The organism is Bradyrhizobium sp. CCBAU 45389, assembly GCF_028128625.1.
GTDB classification, from domain to species: Bacteria; Pseudomonadota; Alphaproteobacteria; order Rhizobiales; family Xanthobacteraceae; genus Bradyrhizobium; species Bradyrhizobium liaoningense_B.
In genome coordinates this window covers 648,591-666,977 of sequence record NZ_LBIY01000098.1, presented here as the reverse complement: position 1 = coordinate 666,977, position 18,387 = coordinate 648,591, and the positions used below count along the sequence as shown (strand labels likewise).

13 protein-coding genes and 1 pseudogene are annotated in these 18,387 nt (G+C 57.9%); 10 read left to right on the top strand and 4 right to left on the bottom strand.

The annotated features are described in order from the left end of the window. Positions 1 to 241 precede the first annotated feature (241 nt). On the bottom strand, positions 242 to 1,222 hold the full coding sequence (locus XH79_RS39125) for a glycosyltransferase family 2 protein (RefSeq protein ID WP_442870022.1): 981 nt from the start codon (positions 1,220 to 1,222) through the stop codon (positions 242 to 244). Positions 1,223 to 1,707: 485 nt separating this feature from the next. Beyond that, a complete protein-coding gene (locus XH79_RS39120) occupies positions 1,708 to 4,017 on the bottom strand; it encodes an Ig-like domain-containing protein (RefSeq protein ID WP_271585163.1) in 2,310 nt (769 codons plus the stop codon). Positions 4,018 to 4,225: 208 nt separating this feature from the next. Between XH79_RS39120 and XH79_RS39115 the strand changes: the two genes are divergently transcribed. From XH79_RS39115 to XH79_RS39105, 3 genes and pseudogenes are all read left to right on the top strand, one after another. Continuing rightward, positions 4,226 to 4,435, top strand: a complete 210-nt coding sequence (locus XH79_RS39115; protein ID WP_271585162.1) for a hypothetical protein — start codon at positions 4,226 to 4,228, stop codon at positions 4,433 to 4,435. Positions 4,436 to 4,730: 295 nt separating this feature from the next. Beyond that, positions 4,731 to 5,789 (top strand): annotated as a pseudogene (locus XH79_RS39110) (acyltransferase family protein); the annotation flags it as partial. A 300-nt stretch (positions 5,790 to 6,089) separates the two neighbouring features. Continuing rightward, positions 6,090 to 6,947, top strand: a complete 858-nt coding sequence (locus XH79_RS39105; RefSeq protein WP_271585191.1) for an aldo/keto reductase — start codon at positions 6,090 to 6,092, stop codon at positions 6,945 to 6,947. Here the strand turns inward: XH79_RS39105 and XH79_RS39100 are convergent. Beyond that, complete coding sequence (locus tag XH79_RS39100; protein WP_271585161.1) at positions 6,893 to 8,227, bottom strand: acyltransferase family protein; 1,335 nt, start codon at positions 8,225 to 8,227, stop codon at positions 6,893 to 6,895. The two genes, XH79_RS39105 and XH79_RS39100, sit on opposite strands and share 55 nt — an antisense overlap. A 254-nt stretch (positions 8,228 to 8,481) precedes the next feature. Between XH79_RS39100 and rfbF the strand changes: the two genes are divergently transcribed. The 4 genes from rfbF to XH79_RS39080 all read left to right on the top strand — a co-directional run bounded on the left by rfbF (position 8,482) and on the right by XH79_RS39080 (position 12,716). Then, the gene (gene rfbF / locus XH79_RS39095) at positions 8,482 to 9,327 is read left to right on the top strand and encodes a glucose-1-phosphate cytidylyltransferase (RefSeq protein ID WP_271585160.1); all 846 of its coding nucleotides are present in this window, start codon (positions 8,482 to 8,484) and stop codon (positions 9,325 to 9,327) included. A 12-nt stretch (positions 9,328 to 9,339) separates the two neighbouring features. Beyond that, a complete protein-coding gene (locus XH79_RS39090) occupies positions 9,340 to 10,401 on the top strand; it encodes an NAD-dependent epimerase/dehydratase family protein (protein WP_271585159.1) in 1,062 nt (353 codons plus the stop codon). Between the two features lie 307 nt (positions 10,402 to 10,708). Next, on the top strand, positions 10,709 to 11,485 hold the full coding sequence (locus XH79_RS39085) for a LuxR C-terminal-related transcriptional regulator (protein ID WP_271585158.1): 777 nt from the start codon (positions 10,709 to 10,711) through the stop codon (positions 11,483 to 11,485). A gap of 559 nt (positions 11,486 to 12,044) precedes the next feature. After that, on the top strand, positions 12,045 to 12,716 hold the full coding sequence (locus XH79_RS39080; RefSeq protein WP_271585157.1) for a Crp/Fnr family transcriptional regulator: 672 nt from the start codon (positions 12,045 to 12,047) through the stop codon (positions 12,714 to 12,716). A 114-nt stretch (positions 12,717 to 12,830) separates the two neighbouring features. Here the strand turns inward: XH79_RS39080 and XH79_RS39075 are convergent, their stop codons facing one another. After that, positions 12,831 to 14,192: a glutamate-1-semialdehyde 2,1-aminomutase gene (locus tag XH79_RS39075; protein ID WP_271585156.1), complete on the bottom strand. Its 1,362-nt coding sequence runs from the start codon at positions 14,190 to 14,192 to the stop codon at positions 12,831 to 12,833. A 527-nt stretch (positions 14,193 to 14,719) separates the two neighbouring features. Here XH79_RS39075 and rfbC point away from each other — a divergent pair. The 3 genes from rfbC to XH79_RS39060 all read left to right on the top strand — a co-directional run bounded on the left by rfbC (position 14,720) and on the right by XH79_RS39060 (position 18,123). After that, a complete protein-coding gene (gene rfbC, locus XH79_RS39070; RefSeq protein ID WP_271585155.1) occupies positions 14,720 to 15,301 on the top strand; it encodes a dTDP-4-dehydrorhamnose 3,5-epimerase in 582 nt (193 codons plus the stop codon). A gap of 157 nt (positions 15,302 to 15,458) precedes the next feature. Then, positions 15,459 to 16,748 (top strand): class I SAM-dependent methyltransferase, encoded by a 1,290-nt coding sequence (locus XH79_RS39065; protein ID WP_271585154.1) that lies wholly within the window; start codon positions 15,459 to 15,461, stop codon positions 16,746 to 16,748. 31 nt (positions 16,749 to 16,779) lie between these two features. Next, positions 16,780 to 18,123 carry a DUF4910 domain-containing protein gene (locus tag XH79_RS39060; RefSeq protein WP_271585153.1) on the top strand — a complete coding sequence of 448 codons (1,344 nt, stop codon included), beginning with the start codon at positions 16,780 to 16,782 and terminating at the stop codon, positions 18,121 to 18,123. The last annotated feature ends 264 nt before the right edge of the window (positions 18,124 to 18,387 follow it).

Below are 18,387 nucleotides of genomic sequence, written 5' to 3'. Positions count from 1 at the left end.
TGATGATGAATCAAGCACAATGAACCGGTAGTGCGGCCTGCGCTCGTCCTCCCGTAGCGTGTTCCGATTCAAGCCCTTCGATCGGCTGGATGCCGGCGTTCTATGGAAACTGATGACCATGCACTCTCTTTAAGGAAAGCTACATATGCAGGATCGCCAGGATTTGAGGGGCATCAATAACGGCGTGGCGGAGCAGGGAGTACGACTGGCGATAGTGGACAAGCGCGGCCAAGGGGCGCGTTCAGGCAAGTTGCTCCGGTGTGCTGTGCCTTAGGCGGCGTAGCCGGGCGGTGAGCGATCGCGGACAAAGGGAGAGAACAACGAAGCGGAGAACGGCCTTCAGGCTCGCATCGTAAAGGTCGCGACGAAATCGCCAGGCCACCTCCAGTATCTCCTGAATACTGCCGCCGCTCTTACGAAAATCGGACAGCGTGATCAGTCCGCGACGGGCGAAGCAGCGTTTGGCCTCGATTTGGATGGTCTTGCGCAATTCTAAGTCCTGCACATGAACCTCTGCGGTCTGTGCGATCAGATCGGCCACCCGGCGTCCGTCGTTCAGAAGCTGTTCGACGCCTAGCCGAGCCGTCTCGGAATCATCGTGATAGGTATAGGTTGCGCAGGCTTCATTGATCAGTCCGGCTCGGCCCAGCAGCAGAAGCGGTGCCCAAGCGGCGACGTCGGCCGTGTGCGGCAGATCAAGCGGAATGCCTCCTCGCCTCCGCAGCAGTTCGGTACGCATCACCACGCCGCACATGTTGACCGTGATCTGATCCGTCAAGAAGTCTTTCAGAATTATCGTGCCGTCCCGAACGCCCGTAGCGCAGAGACGGCTGGCGCGGGGGGGCCTTGTATGCCCGAGTGAGGCTGCGTGAAGATTGCTCAGTGTGATCACGCTCGAGAGTTGCGGCTGCTGTCTGATGAGAGTCGCGCATCGCTCGAGCAGCCATGGCATGATCCTGTCATCATCGGAAACGAAGACGATGTAGTCGCCCCTGGCGTTCGCGAGACAGGCATTCCAGTTGGGAAGCAGGCCGATATTCGTCGCCTGATTGATGATTCTCAGTCTCGGGTCCTTGAAGCCGCTCAAGACCCGGCTGGTATCGTCCGGCGAGGCGTTGTTCGAGACGAGGATCTCGAAATGGGGATAGGTCTGCGACAAGGCGGATCCAACACAGCCCTTCAGGAGCGCAGCCCGATTGTACGTAGGAATGGCGATCGTCACGAAAGGATAGGCCCGATCGGTGGCTAGGTTGTGGTTCGCGGCCGTTTGGACGCCATTCAGGGGCTCGCTCTCCGTGACATTCGTCAAAGGTGTCATGGATCAGCATCACCGAACGTCGCACGGTGGATACCCCGGCGGCCGCCAGCCGTTCGGTAGACTATCGCTCAGATCCTGATCAGAGGTGGCCCAGCTGGCGTGCACGACCGTCTCCATTCCACAATTGATCACACGAAGGACGCACGGACGGCGAATGGCATTCTCGAGGGCGCGCCCAATGTCAACTAATGCGACCTGGGTTGGCCCGAGTTGACGATTGTCAATTTCTTGCTCGTTCTCCAGGTGAGGCGGCCTGCGTGAGCGCGCTATTCTGTCGCTTGCGTGCACTTGTGTGCTCGCCATGCGAGAGAGTGCCGGTCCGCGTGGCGCATAGCAAAAGGGTGCCGCCGCGCGACACCCTGAAGCTTCGTTCGATCGAGTGCAGCGAGCTAGTGCTGTGCTGGCAAAGCAAGCGTTTGAACGGCAGAAGAGTTGGGATCACTGGTCACGACTCTGCTGGTCTCTGCACCGGTGTTGGTGACGTCGGCTGCCGCATATTGTGTCATCAGTGCCACTGCCTGATTTACAACACTCAGCATTGATGCAGAAGCGGTACTTGTTGGCTTGGCAACCAGCGAAATGTTGTCATACAGCGCACCCAGCCCGTCCTTAGACTGGCCAGCCACCTCACGAATTGTCAGGCGATCCTGTCCTCCGGTGCCGACCACGCTGAAATCGTAGCTTTGCCAGTTGTTTCCCGGTGGAACCACGCCAATGACCGAGTCATTCCACAACACCTCGATCGAGCAAGTGGAGCTTGTGAACCCCGGCCGCGAACGGGCATCGAGGGAGAGGACGTACTCTTGGCCGGCGGTGGTCTTTACATCCTGATACAAGCCATCGAGAGCTCCGGCATAGTCCAGCTCGCCGTAATTTCCCCCGTCGCTGGCCTTTACGCCGTTGAGATTGTTCCAGAGCTCGATGGTGCCGCCACTGATGGCGTGCCAGCCCGAAACGGAATTGAAGGCCCCCCATCGACCGTCCAGCAAGGGTACCATCGAAGACGATTCGAAGGACCCGTTCGTGAGCAGGTTGGTGCCTGCCGTCGGCGGTTGCGTGACGGATTGAGACGCTGCGGCGCTCAATTCGATGTTGTCATAGAGCGCGCCCAGTCCGTCGCTACCTTGGCTCGCCAGCTCGCGGAATGTGAGGCGATCCCGGCCGCCGGTCCCGACCACCTTGAAATCGTAGGTTTCCCATGCGGCGCCGGGCGGGACGGTGGCGATGACTGAGCCATTCCACAACACCTCAATCGAGCAGGTCGAACCGGTGAAGCCGGGTCGTGAGCGCGCATCGAAGGACAAGTTGTAGACCTTCCCCGCATCCGTCTTGACGTCCTGATAGAAGCCATCTCGAGCTCCGGCATAATCCAGCTCGCCGAAATTGCCTCCATCGCTGGCCTTGATCCCACCAAGATTGTTCCAGAGTTCGATCTTGCCGCCAGAGAGCGCGGTCCAGCCGGACACGGAATCGTACGCTCCCCAACGGCCATCGGCAAAGGCCGCCAAAGTCGTGGCTTCGAACGAGCCATTGACGAGCAGGTTCGTGCTATTTGTCGGCGGTGGGGTAACGACAGGCGCACTCACGATCACACTCAGCGCAGCCGATTTGGTGCTGACATTGCCTGCTGCATCGGTGGCGGTCGCAGTGAAGGCATGGGTCCCGACCGCCAATTGAGCCGTTGTCAGGCTCCAGGCGCCGCTTGCGTTGGCCTGCGCCGCGCCAATCACGGTCGCTCCCTCAAAGACCTTCACGGTGCTGCCGGCTTCTGCTGTCCCGCTTAACGTCAATTGCTTGGCGTCCGTGGTCTTGTCACCGACGGTGCCCGTATCCGGTGTGAACGCCGTGATAGATGGCGCTGCCGGCGCCAGCGTGTCTGCCGGCACGACCGGAGGAGTTTCCGAGGATCCGAGCAGCGGCGGCGGCAAGTCAGCCGTGAAGGCCGCAGTGCTCATGGAATAGTAGCCAATCGTCTTCCACTGGGTGGAAAGCTCAACCCAGTTGCTTCCGCCGACACCCGGATTGTTGCTGTGGTCGGCAAGGAAAGGAGCCGTCGCGCTGCGCCACCAGTCGACGCCGACCATGGCCACCAGTTGCGCGTTCGGGTCTGTCGTTCTCATGTCCATCTGGACATAGACGCCGTCGACCGTTCCTGCGGTGTACGTTCCTCGCGCCCCATACCAGAAATGATCATTGTACCCATCCACAGGGGCATCAAAGCTCGCGGTCCCGTTTAGATTGGTCACTTGCATCGGATAGGCTGAATTGCCCGCAAAATCCTCGACGAAATGCCCTCCTCCTAGTCCGAGCTTAGACTGGTCTTGAACCAGCACCCATTGGCCGGTCTCCTTGATGTGTACATAGGTCTTCGCGTTGGCGACCTGGACATCTGCGTTTGGGGAGGCGGGAGCTCCTTCCTCCGTGTAAACCTGTCCCCAGCCCTCAACAGCGGTGAAGTCCGCAGGCGGGGTCAATTGCCCGCCGGGATTCCAGCCTTGATACCAGCTGTAGCTATGCGGCACCCCGTCGGGGAATGCCTCGCTTTGCCCAAGCGTGTTCTGTTTGATTAGCTCCGACAACGAAATAGCCATGTAGGATTCCTGGTAGGATGTGTTGATGTCGCGAAGGCAGGAGTCAGCACTCATCCCGGCGAGGTCGTCGCCGAGTCCCCGAAGCGTGATCAACGTCACGCCGTTCACGCTAACTGAATGCTATTTCTGCTGAGAGAGATACTCGCAAGAATGGGCTGTGCGCCGTACAGCCAACATTCGAGCGTCACGGAAATCGAGCCTGTCGAATCACGTTTGCGCCTTTCCCCAAAAGATGAACCAAGCCAAAGCAAAGTTCAATCGACGTAGTTGTACTGACAGCGCTTGAGCGCCTGCCGGCTTGCACGAATTTTGTGCGATGGCCGCCAATCGAGACGACCAGTGCAGTGCAAGCGTTTCCTTACCTGCGCCAACGCTTGCAACAGAATTTGTCGCCAATGTGATTGAGAAGTTGCCGAACGGTACGAGAGTGCGGCGTGCTTCGATCAAAGCGGAAGATGAAATGTATTTGCCTTCGCGAAGAGCAAAGGCGCTTGGTCGTGGATATCGCTACAGCTCAGAATTGTAAGCGTTTTTTGCCTTGTCCCCTCGTGCAGTGATCATGGATTCGGCTACTTGCGTCGAATTGTCCCGCGGCAGTCGGGAGTGTGCACGGCGTCGAAATTCGCGGTCTTGCGATCAGAGTTTGGTCGGACCCCTCGGCAGCGCGCGCGACGCTCGTTGAGCGGCAGTGAAGCATCTCGTCGCTGAATGTCCTGCACGCGCATTATTGAGAGGCGTCAATTCGACTGCAGAAAATCAAGACTAAGCACAAGCCTTCGTTGTTCTCGGGCTAACCCATTGATCGAGACGGAAGGTATGTCGTGATCACTTTTCGCGCAGAGACGGGAGTGTCTACCGTTTTGTCGGATTGGCTCGATCTCGCGCGCGGACTCGCGGCCGTCGAGGTTCTGGCTTTCCATTCCTATCAGCTGATGTTCATGGAAAAGGTCCCGGACGGAAGCCATGGCCCGGCGATCAGGATGGTCTATTCCATTCTCTGGGCATTGAGCGCGCATGGTCCAGCTGCGGTCCTGGTGTTCTTCGTCTTGAGCGGATACCTGGTCGGTGGTCCGGCGCTGATCAGAAGCCTGCGTGGACGGCTGCATGCGGTGGACTATTTCTCGGCGCGCTTGGCGCGCCTCTATGTTGTACTCCTGCCAGCGCTGACGCTTTCCTTTTGCATCTATGTTTCAGCGAGGCAATCGGCAGGCTGGCAGTCCTATGTTTCCTCTCATCAGGACGTCTACAACAGTGCGGCAATTTTCAACGCACCTGTCGGGGCTGCCACCGCAATCTGCAACGGCTTGTTTCTCCAGACCATCGCGTGTTCGGAATTCGCCGGCAATGTAGCTCTATGGAGCCTGGCGGCCGAATTTTGGTATTACCTGCTGTTCTTTGCGCTGATTTCGGTCCGCAGGACGCCGGCCTATCTTCTGCTGATCCTTGCGGTCTTCGGATTGTTCGGACTGGCAGAATATCACGACGCGAGCGGCACGCACATCGGTCTGAGACTCTTCTTCCTATTTTCGATCTGGTGTCTCGGTGTGATCGCCTATGCCGTGATTGCGCCGGTGTGGGTGTGGTGTTTCGGCTTCCTAGTGAGTGTCGCTGGCTTGTATGCTCTCGCGTCCAAGGGCCTGCTTCCTCAATGGGCGGCAGCGAGTCTGGCCATTGGATTGGTCACAGCCGCATTCGTTGTCGGTATAGACTATCTGAGGGTGCCGCTGCCTTCATGGCTGCGAACGGGCCGGGAACTCGCGAAATTCAGCTTTTCATTGTACGCGATCCACCATTCGATCCTGCTGCTCCTCAACGTCACCGTTGCCAGTGGCCGTCAGCATTTCACGCTCGCATCAGTCGGGCTGGACGCGAGCTTCATCCTTTTTTGTCTGATCGCTGCGGGGATATTCTATTTCGTATTCGAAAGCCGCACGTCGGTGGTCCGTGATTGGATGAAGGGCATGATGTTGCGCAGCATTGCAGGCGGCGGCCGCATATTCCGCCCGGCAGTGATTGGTGATACCGCCAGGGCGCCTAGCGCGCCTACATCAGCCCGAGCGCTGACGATTCCAAGTGTGGGAGCAAAGCCTCTCTTGCAATCCTCCAACGCCTACAGCCCTTCAACATTGCACGTCGCTTCTCCGCAAGCGCAACATGGGTCGGCCGCGGGAAACGTTCCGATGGTTCTGCTAAATGATGGTCATTCACTGCCCCAACTTGGCTTCGGCGTCTGGCAGATCGACAATGCCAACACACCCGAGATCGTCGCGACCGCGATCAATGCGGGATATCGTTTGTTCGATACCGCTGCGAGCTACGGGAACGAGGGCGGACTCGGCGCGGCCTTGAAGCAGGTGGACCTGCGGAGAAGCGAGTACTTTGTCACGACGAAGCTCCGCAATGAAGATCAAGGATACGACCGGACGATGCGCGCTTTCGATGCAAGCGCGACCAGGCTGCAACTGGATGTCGTCGATCTGTACCTCATACATTGGCCGTGCCCTCAACGTGCGACCTACGTCGAAACCTGGCGTGCACTCATCGAACTCCAGAAACAGGGGCGTGTCAGGTCGATCGGGGTGTCAAATTTTACGGCTGACCATCTGGAGCGCATCGTGGGCGAGACCGGTGTAACGCCAGCGGTCAATCAGATCGAATTGCATCCCGCGTTTCAGCAACACTCGTTGCGGAACGTCCATGAGCGGTACGGCATCGCGACCCAGGCCTGGAGCCCGCTCGGGCAGGGCAGGGCTCTCAACGATCCGAGGATCCAGGCCATTGCCGAGCGCTGCGGCTGCAGCATCGCGCAGGTGATTCTTCGCTGGCACCTTGAGAATGGCTCAGTCGCGATCCCGAGATCGGCTAACCCGGCTCGCATGGCTGCCAACATTGATCTGTTCAGTTTTGAGTTGACCAGTCAGGACCACGCCGTCATTGCGGGGCTGGATCGGCCTGATGGTCGGATCGGCCCAGATCCGGCGGCCTACGGCCAAATGCCTATCCTGCAGCGGTTGGCGCGCCGCTTTTCGATAGTCTGATCGACCTTCATGGCCGCGGCGATGGACGTTTGAGGTTCCTCAGGACGCCGAACGGCATCGACGTTTCTTACGGGGAGAGAGCCGAAGCGGTTGTCTTGCTCTCCGTCAGCAGGAGAATTTGCAGGCCTTGTTTCACTTGGGAGGCGTTGCGCGTGCTTTCGCGGAGCGACGGACCAGCAGGCCCGGGGGACCACAAGGAGATTTCGCAAGCGAACCTGGAGCGCGGCGACGAAAGCGAGAATCCGCTTTTTCCTCGCCATCACCTTGGATTCGAGCAGATGCCAGGACGCTATCGCGAAGACGAGTGTCACGGCGAGGCTGATCCCAAAGTTCATGTACCATATGCGGTGGCCCGGCATCAGTTGCGCCACTGTCTGCTGAACGGGGAATCCGTAGAGATATACGCCGTACGAGTAGTCTGCGACCTTGGTAATCGGCCCAATGCTGAAATTGAGCAGCCCGAGATACACTGTGAGGTAGGCGATGAAGATGGCGGCGAGATCTTCGCCGGCTCGGGTTGATGAGAGCACAGCGACGACGAAGCCGGCGGCGCTGATCAGGAGAAGCCAGTGCGAATACACGATCCGGCCTCGATTGAGAAACAGCGCGACCCCGCACAAAAAGGCGAGTACTAGCAGGCGGCCCGGGGGGGCGGCCGGTGAGCCCGGCTTGCCGCTGAGCATGTTGCGCAGTGCGAATGCAAGAATGATGAACAGTACGGCGAACAGGAATGTCCGGTGACGCTTGGTGAGGCCGATCATCGCGGCCGCACTGAGCGCCAGATAGCATTCGAGTTCATGTGGGACAGTCCAGAGCTGACCATTCACCATGTTCGGCACGGGCAAATCGGAAAAGACACCCGGCAAGTAGAAGTGGATGTCGCCGATCATGTTGAGGAAGTAGCGAAAGAAGTCTGGATCCGTGAAATATCGTGACAGCGGAAGGTTCGTAAGGAGCGGACCAATCAGTATCGCAGAAATGATGACTTCCGCGGTCAGGGCAGGAAAAATTCTGATGACGCGCAACGTGACGAATGACGGAAGATCGTTGCGCTCCAGGCTTCCCGCCACAAGGAAGCCGCTTAGTGCAAAGAAGGCCGGAACGATCAGCCAGACAAGGGGCTTCAGAGGGCCGCCATAGAACCATTGCTCGGCTGGCAGGCCATAGCAGACTGCGACGGAATGCCAGAGGATTACTGCAATTGCCAGTATGATGCGTAGGAGGTCGAAACCTGCGGGCCTCCCGTTCGACTCTTTCCATTTGTCATCGATCGATTTCATCGTTCGGTCCCGTCACGGGTCAGACGCGGTCGCCTCGATCTTTGATTATGAGGGTGGGGACGAGGCAAGTTGACAGGTGTCAAATCCTCGAAGCGAGCGCTCGTCACGACGCGGCAAACGCTCGTTAAATACGCTCAGTCGAGTTGACGGTTATCAACTTGGCCTGGCAGCGGCGACTTACCGTCCAGTGTGACCCGCCATCCGCACATTACGCATGCGGGGATTGAGCGGGACCCCCGAGACAGGAGAGTCATATGAAGGTGGTCATTCTCGCCGGCGGCTATGGAACGAGATTGAGCGAGCACACCTCGGTGGTTCCAAAGCCGTTGGTAGAGATCGGCGGTCGTCCGATCCTGTGGCACATCATGAAGCTCTATTCTCATCACGGCTTGAATGAGTTCGTTATCTGCTGTGGCTACAAGGGCACGGTGATCAAGGACTATTTCATGAGCTACTTGTCTCACCAGGGAGATTTCACGCTCGATCTTCAACGCAATCGCATTGAAATGCATCGAAACGGCTGCGAGCCTTGGAAGGTGACGCTGGTTGATACCGGCGAGAAGACGATGACGGGAGGTCGGCTCAAGCGGGTGCGCGAGCATCTTGGCGATTCCACCTTCTGCATGACCTATGGCGATGGTGTCAGCGACGTCAACATTCGCGAATTGATCAGGTTTCATCATCAGCAGGGCGCGCTTGCAACTGTCACCGCGGTCCAGTTGCCCGGCCGTTTCGGTGCGATCAATCTCTCCTCTGACCGCCCGCGAGCGGCGAATTTCCGCGAGAAGGACGCGAGCGACGGCCAGGTCATCAATGGTGGCTTCTTCGTCATCGAGCCTCAGGCTCTCGATCTGGTCGACGGCGATGACACGAGCTGGGAGAGCGAACCACTCGCGCGGCTGACAGAACTCGACCAACTCACCGTCTACAGGCACCGCGGCTACTGGCAGAACATGGACACGCTGCGCGACAAGACCGTGCTGCAGGAACTCTGGGACGGGGGAGATCCGCCCTGGTGCGTGTGGAGCAAGGATGGCGTTGCGGCCGGCGCGATCGCCAAGGTCACCGAGCCGGCTATTGCCGGTCGAGCCACGCTTTGAGGAGATGATCACATGCGCGTTCTCTTCACAGGAGCTGATGGCTATATCGGAGCGGTACTCGGTCCGAAGTTGCTCGAAAATGGCTGCGATGCGGTCGGCATCGACACCGGTCTGTATCGCCGCGGCTGGCTGTTCGATGACGGCAGGACGCGCCCCATGGTTATGTCGCGTGATACGCGGCAACTGTTGCGGTCCGACTTGGCGGGCTTCGATGCCGTGGTTCACCTGGCGGAGTTGTCGAATGATCCGCTCGGGGAGAATGATCCCGCGATCACGATGGAAATCAACCATCGTGGATCGGTGGAGTTCGCGCGCAAATGCAAGGCGGCCGGCATCGGGCGATTTATCTACGCGTCGTCATGCAGCATCTATGGTGCGGCGGGCGGTGGCGAGCTGAAATCCGAAACATCGTCGTGCGATCCTCAAACCGCCTACGCGCGTTGCAAGGTGCTTGTCGAGCGTGATCTTCTCGAGCTGGCGGACTCCCGCTTCACGCCGGTGTTTTTGCGCAATGCGACGGCCTTTGGGGCATCGCCGCGACAGCGCTTCGACCTGGTTCTGAACAATCTCTCCGGCTGGGCATTCACGACCGGGAAGATTCGCGTCATGAGCGACGGCACACCTTGTCGTCCGCTGGTTCACATCGACGACATCTGCCAGGCCATCTTGTGTGCCCTCTCAGCGCCACGCGAGGCGGTCTTTGCCGAGGCATTCAACGTCGGCGATGAGACTCAGAACTATACGGTGCGTGAAATTGCAGAGATTGTGAACGACACCTTCCCCGGCTGCGAGCTGTCATTCGGCTCAAGCGGCCCGGACAACCGCAGTTATCGCGTGTCCTTTGCGAAGATCAAGGCGCACATGCCAAGCTTCCGTTGTCAATGGAATGCGAAGCGCGGCGCAGGGCAACTGAGGACCGTGTTCGAGCGCATCCAGCTGGATGAAGCCACGTTCAACGCTGCGCCTTTTACTCGCCTTTCCGAGCTCCGCCACTTGCAGCACACGGAGCAGCTGGATTCCCACTTGCGGTGGACGCCAATCGGCGAATCCGTTTCAGTGATCGCCAGCGCGTGATTGTTGGTCGCTGCTGAAGGGCGGCGTCAAGATCGCGATGTGACGCGGGTGTGACGCCCCCTGGCGTGCTACCCCACCGCAGAATCATTCTAGATTGTTTCAAACCGTTGACTTTTCCTGCGCCCGCGATATCGTTTTTGCGTTGCGATATTCCGATTGGTTGTACAGTGGCAAAATGCCCGGCGGCGGTATCGAAGAGCAATATCTAGAGCGTTTTTAGTGGGCGGTGTTGCTCGCTTTTATATCAGTCTGCTGCCAGGATATGAGAATCCCGGGTAAGAGTACGGGATTGCTCGGGGTTTGAGCAGTGTCTGCTATTTTGGTAGTCGATGAGCACAGTGTTTATCGGAGCGGCCTCCGAGATGTGATCGAAAGCCGGTTCAAGAAATCTCGCGTTTTGGATGCTTCCCGGCTCGAAGGTTTCGATCTCGCCTTAAGTTTCGATCTGATTTTGATCGATCATGGTTGTCTCAATCAGCGTTCGCTTGGCGTCCTTGCCGAACTGTTCGACATAAAGCCGACAACTCGCATTGCCGTGATGTCGACCTCGAACACCCGTGCGGACGTGTTGCGATATCTTTCAGCCGGCTTCCATGGTTTCGTACCCAAGCTTCAATCAGATGAGGAATTGCTGTCCGCGATCGCGGATCTCTTATCGGGACGTATTTACGTTCCAAGGTGGCTGGCCGATGACGATGTTGGGCAACCGGAGGCTATTCATTCGGTTAGCTTTGACCTTGAGGCGCTGCGATTGACGCGCCGGCAGAACGAGGTTCTTCCGCTGCTGGCTCAGGGGATGTCGAACAAGGAGATTGCGCGCGAACTCAATATCGCAGAGGGGACCAGCAAGATTCATACGGCTGCGCTTCTGCGCGCACTCGGTGCTCGCAATCGAACCGAGGCGGCATTCATGGCCGCGAAACTAGTCGGGTCCAGGGACCGGTTGACGACGAGAATTAAGAGCAAGAGGTTTGTGGTAAACGGGGCCAGTGGCGCCGACCAAAGTTTGAGCCATATCTCCGGTCCTCGTTGGTCGAACCATTCCTTGCACGATGTGCGGGGCGATCGCCGTCTCCTGAAGTGAACGCCGTCAAATGAATGTCCCTACGGCCGGAAGTATCGACGAAACCGCCCGAAGCTGAAATTGGCCAGGTGTAAGCCATCGGCAAGAACAGCCTCCAAGGTGAGACTGCGGGAAAGCTCCGCCCCGCCGCTGTCGAGGCAAGCGAAGGACGCCGCTCGAACTCGGCGCCTCCGGATGCGCGGAATCGCAGGGGTAGCTCTTATTAATGTGGATGGTACTGCAGTCCATCTCGACACCCTGCCCGTTAAGATCCCCTGGCAGGATTGCGTTCCTGTATGATCCACTCGGGTGGTGGGCCCGTGGTGTCGCGAATCTCGCGAACGGACCGTGATGCAGAACTAGAGGCGCCTGCTGCATACACGAGCATTTTACTCGACAGTTTGCACGAAAGGTTTGCGCGATTGGGCGCGGCGTGAGCAGCGAATAGTTTTATCGTCAGATGGACTAGACCGTCCGGCTTATTCGGAACTCGCAAAATCCTAACGCAAGAGCCTGAATACCGTTCGGGGCAGGAGCGCCTACACTTCAGTGTATTGATTACATGCTGAGGTGATCAGACATGCTTACGGAATCCGCGTCCCTCGATGAGGGTAAATTATTTTCGTCAAACAATAGATTGAGCCGTAACGACGTTTCTGAGTTCAGACGGCCCTCCGCGTCCTTCATACCTCGCGGCAGGGCCCTCTTCTGGGAAGGAGAGGAAGAAGCTCATAAGATCGAAATTGTCCAGGGCGTCGTTCGGGCAGTCCGACTTCTTGAGAACGGAAATCGCCAAATTCTGGCTTTCTATTGGCCTGGCGATGTGGTCATGCCGACTCATTCAACCCACCAACAGTTTACAGCAGAGGCTGTGACAGATTGCCGCGTCATTCGATCGAAGGTCTCAGGAGTGTGCCGCAGCGACGAACCCTGCGGTGCGCACCAGGTTTTGGCCGACACCCTCACGTTGGTGATGACCATGAGCCAAAAAAATTGCGTCGCACGTATCGCCTGGCTCCTGCTCCGCATTCGACGGCACCTGCCGCCCGATTCCAAGCGTCCGGAAGCGCTCCGACTTCAGTTGCCCCGGGCCGATATTGCGGATCACGTTGGAACGTCGCTCGAAACGGTTTGTCGCACGCTCGCGGAGTTCAAGGCGAAGAAGCTTATTGACCTTCCCAATCGCAAGACCATCAGGTTTACGAACCTGGAAGGTCTGGCGCGGGTCTCCAACGGGCGGTCTATCGATTGATTTGATATCGCCTTACGAGCGTCTCGCCGTGATTGCTCTGTCAACCCCACGGCGGGCCTGCTCCTGGTGGACTGGCGACCGTACGAAGTTTGTTTGGAAGCTGCCTACCGAGCGTCAGGTTATGATCGTTTCATTGGTCTTTGCGTCGACTGACGCGCGCGCTGGACTTTTCGACGATCCGGTGGCTCGTCGGCGGAATACTGGTTGAACCGGTCGTCCGATCAGGTGAGCTTCTGGTCCGTCCTCGAGCGCCTTCTGGTATACGTCAAGTGCGCCATCAATTGCCTCGATGGTCCGGTCAATATCATCGTCGGAGTGCGAGTAGCTCACGACCAGCGAGGGCGCCAGCAAGCCGCGACGGATTGTTTCCTGGAGAAACAGCGTGCGAAAGGTCTGTGACGGCGCACCGTCGGCATCGTAGCACGTGTAGATCAAGTTGGACGTACGGCCGGCCAGTTTGAAATGCTTGGTCAGTCCGCGACGACGTGCGGAAGCGTCAACCCCAACTTTCAGGCGCTTTCCCTGGAGGTGAAGCGTCTCGACGACAGGCTCATCACGATAGGTGCGCATAACGGCCAATGCCGCAGCCAAAGCGTGGGTCTCGGCTCCATGCGTGGTTGAAAGTAGGAACACACGGTCACGACCATGCTCGAGGCCGCCCAGTTGCATTATCTCACGCTTGCCCAGCAGCGCGGAGATGGCGATGCCGTTGCCTAGCGCTTTTCCGAACGTCGATAGATCGGATTCAACTCCGTAATGGCGCTGCGCAGAGCACTTCGGCCATCGAAAGCCCGTGATCATCTCGTCGAGAATGAAGAGAGCGCCATTCCGATGACAAAGCTCGCGCAAGCCGATCAGATAGCCGGCGGCCGGCGGCACGTCCCTTTCGGCCTCGAGGATCAGCGCTGCGATGCGGCCCGGATACCGAGCGAAAAGCGCTTCGGCCGAGGCCAAGTCGTTGTATCGGAAGCCGAGCGTCAGCCGCGCCACATCCTGGGGGATGCCGGAGTCCATCGGTGTCGTGCAGATCGCCCAATCGTCGTAAGAGAAGAAGGGGTGGTCGGAGCATAGCGCTAGCATGTCCCGGCCGGTGAAGGCACGGGCAAGCCGGATTGCAGCCGTCGTCGCCGTCGACCCGTCCTTGGTGAATTTTGCCATCTCTGCGCCGGGTACCAATTCGATCAGGCGCTCCGCGCAATCGACCTCCAGCGGTGAAGGCCGTGTGAAGTTGGTTCCTTGCGACAGTTGTTCGACGGCGGCCTTTACCACAGCGGGAAAGCCATGCCCCAGCGCCACCGCGCGCAATCCCATGCCGTATTCGATGAACCTGTTACCATCCGCATCCCAGACGTGGCAGCCCAGGCCCTTCGAGATAAATCCAGGCGCTCGGAGGGGATATTGATCATCGCCCTTCGCGTAGGTGTGTGCTCCACCGGGGATAGCCGAGCGTGCTCGAAATCGCAGTTCATCGGACATCTTGAACACCTCGAGACCCGCCCGCAACGGCTCACCTGAACGGCAAGGAGAACGCATCCTCATGACAAAACCTCTCTTTGCGCACCATTCGATGGATCAACGGCCGGCACCCGTGTGGCGCGTCCTAGCTCATTTGATGGCGCTAAAATGTCACATAGTTGAGGGTTCTCAAATTTCGGGGTCTATCGCTGCAAACGTTTCCGCAAATCGTTTCGCGGCAGGAGGGATAGTGTGTGTCGTTATTGAGATTCGTCAGGTTGACGAATGCAGCGTCAGCTAGCCTGAAAGGCACCAACGTCTCAGGTGAAGGCGAACAATGTCCGAAGTCAATCAACTCAGGACCGCAAGATACATATCGGTAATCGGCGCCGCTAAAACGGTGACGCAAGCCGTCAGCTGGCCTGTTCTCGGTGTTGCGCTTGCGTTGATTAGTGTGCTCGCGTGGGATCTCGTTCTACTGTGGTTTGCAGTTCAACTTTGCCGAATCGTGCTCTTCTAGAGGCCTGAACCATAAACGTCCCTCCCGCATGATATTCTCGGAAACAATCCTTCCCGGTGCCTACACCGTGGACATCGACAGGCATCAGGATGACCGAGGGTACTTTGCCCGAATGTTCTGCGCCGATTCATTTCTGGCGCACGGTCTCAGGCCGGTGTTCGTGCAAGGAAGTATCAGCTACAATGCGAAACGCGGCACGTTGCGCGGCTTGCACTTCCAGTATCCGCCGGCGGCGGAAACCAAGTATGTGCGCTGCACGAAGGGCGCGGTGGTCGACGTCATCGTCGATCTAAGGCCGGAATCAACCACCTATTTGCGCCATATCACCGTCAACCTGTCGGCTGACAATGGACGCGGGCTGTACATACCGGAGCGCTTCGCGCACGGCTTTATTACGCTTACGGACGACACCGAGCTGACCTATCTGATTGGCAACTACTACGCGCCAGGCGCGGAAGGTGGGCTGCCTCACGATGACCCGGCCATCGCAATCGCTTGGCCGCTAGAGGTGCGTGTGATCTCGGAGCGCGACAGGAGATGGAAGCGCTATAGCGAGATCGGCGCTGAGTTGAAGGCGGGAATGAGCCTCGCTGCGCGGGAAGGTGCCTAGATCAGAGGCGCGCTTTCATCAAAACGAAGTTGCGCCACGTGCTCACCTTGATGCCGCGCCAAAAAATCAAACGCGACTTGACGACCGTCAATAGCTGGGCGCCGACGGAAGTTAGCGTCCAGGCAACCATCGTTGCTTGCCCGCCAGGAGCCGTAGAATGTTGAATGAAGTCGCCCACCCCCTCAGCGCCGTAACACCATCCACACAGGCAGCGGAGCCGAGCTGCTGCCGCTTCTGCAATGCCCCCCTTAAGCACGTGTTCCTCGATCTCGGGCTGTCGCCGCTGGCCAACTCCTATCTGCGCGACGAAAAAGCCAAAGCGGACGAGCGATTCTTCCCCTTGCGTGCATATGTTTGCGGGGAATGCTTCCTTGTTCAACTGGAGGAGTGGGAAGCGCCAGAGAACATCTTCGGCGACTATGCGTATTTTTCATCCTATAGCGAGTCATGGCTGCAACACGCGAAGTCCTATGTTGAACGAGTCATCGACAGGTTTGGAATTGGTCCCCAAAACAAGGTTGTGGAGATTGCGAGCAACGACGGGTATTTGTTGCAATTCCTGGTCGAGGCGGGTGTGCCCGTTTTGGGAATCGAGCCAGCGCAAAACGTCGCCGCTGTAGCGCGAGCAAAGGGCATTCCGACCCGCGTAGAGTTCTTTGGCGAACGCGCGGCACGTGCCTTGCGACGCGAAGGATTGCGGGCCTCTCTGTTGATTGGAAACAATGTCCTGGCCCACGTTCCGGACCTGAACGACTTCGTCAAAGGCATGAGCATCCTGCTTGACGACGAAGGTGTCATCACGATGGAATTCCCTCATCTAATGCGATTGTTTGATGAATGTCAGATCGACACGATCTATCACGAGCACTTCTCATACTTTTCCCTCATCTCGGCCGAGAGGGTCTTCGCAGCGCATGGCTTGACCTTATTTGATGTCGAAGAGCTGCCGACGCATGGCGGGTCGCTGAGGATTTATGCCCAGCATGGCAGCAAGGGATGGCATCCAATCTCGCACCGGGTGCATGATCTTAGGGCGCGCGAGATCAGCGCCGGATATGCCAATCTTGATCACTACGATGAGTTTGAAGAACGTGCGCTGCAAATCAAACGCAAGCTGATCGCGTTCCTTGAGGATGCGAAACGCCAAGGCAAACGCGTGGTGGGATACGGTGCTCCCGCCAAGGGCAACACCCTCTTGAACTACTGCGGCATTACAACGGATCTCATCGAGTACACGGTTGATCGAAACCCGCACAAGCAAGGCTGCCTCCTGCCAGGCACCCACATTCCGATCTTCGAGCCCGAGAGGATCAATGTAACGAAGCCGGATTACATATTGATTCTGCCCTGGAACTTGAAGCGAGAGGTTGTCAACCAGCTGTCGTTCGCCCGTAGCTGGGGAGCTCAATTCGTGGTGCCGATTCCGGAGCCCAGGATTGTCGATTGACGGGATGGAGGGTTCCTGGCGAGGCGGAGATATGGACGACATCGCGCGGCATGTAGACCTTGCGAACCTCACGGACGAGGAGGAAGTGGTGGATCTGTCGGCTGACGAAAGCGGACAGGCACTCTATCAGTTCGTCGTTGATATGTATCCGATCTGCCGAAGCATCACAGGGGACGGGGTCCGAAGAACGATCGACCTGATCCGGAATTACATCCCCCTTACGACCTGTGAGGTGCCATCGGGCCTCCAGGTATTCGACTGGACCGTTCCGCCAGAATGGAATGTTCGGGATGCATACATCAAGAATAGCGCCGGAGAGCGCGTGGTCGACTTCAAGAGATCGAATCTGCATCTCCTGAACTACAGCGTTCCAGTGCGAGCACGCATGACGCTCGATGAGCTCAAGCCGCATCTATACACGGACCCGGAAAAGCCCGATTGGATTCCCTATCGCACGAGCTACTATAAGGCGACCTGGGGATTTTGTCTGCCGCACAATCAATTGCTGGCGATGCGGGAAGACGACTATGAGGTGTGTGTCGACGCAAGCCTCGGCCCCGGTCATCTGACATACGGTGAACTGAGAGTGCCCGGTCGAACTTCGGAAGAAGTATTGATCTCCTGTCACATTTGCCATCCATCGATGTGCAATGACAATCTGTCCGGGATTGCAGTTGCGACAGCTCTTGCGCAGCACCTTTGCAACATGGAGCCGAGGTACACCTATCGCTTCCTATTTGTGCCGGGCACGATCGGTTCGATCACCTGGTTGGCGCTCAACGAGGCGCGTGTTGGGCGAGTGAAGCATGGGTTTGTGCTAACCTGTGTCGGAGATCCGGGGCCGATGACCTACAAGAGGAGCCGCCGCGGGAATACGGAGATCGATAGGGCTTGGTCCTACGTCCTCGAGCAGTGTGCCGATCCGCACGAGATCCAGGACTTCTCACCTTATGGCTACGACGAACGGCAGTACTGTTCGCCTGGTTTCGACCTTCCGATTGGGACCGTGATGCGAACGCCTTTTGGCAAGTTCGCGGAGTATCATAGCTCGGCAGACAATCTGGACTTTGTTCGTCCAGATGCACTGCGCGACACGCTGTCGAAGGTAATCGCGACCATCGATATCATCGAGAACAATATGTACTATCGAAGCGTGAAACCTTTTTGCGAGCCTAGATTGGGCATCTACGGCCTTTACAGCGGACTTGGCGGACTTGCAGCCGGAGACTTCCAGTTGGCGTTGCTGTGGGTCCTGAATATGTCCGATGGAGAGAACTCGCTTCTTGATATCGCTGAACGGGCTCGATTGTCCTGGGGAACGATCAAAAAAGCTGCAGTCGCGCTGAGCGAAGCAGGTCTCATACGATCGAGTTAACCGAACTAGCCAAGAGGGGCGATGGAGCTGTATCGACCCCGCTCGGGGCAGGGAGGTGTGATCCGACGGCTGTCGCTCACTCTCGGCTGGTTGACCGTCGCCTTCATCACCTTTGTGACGCTGTCTCCAATACATAATCGTCCGACGGTTGCCAGTTCGCAACTGGAGCACTTCGCGGCGTTTGCTTTCATGGGATTTGCATTTGCGTCGGGTTCGCGGCGACGTGCGATACTCATCGCTGCCATGAGGATCGCGGGCGCCTTC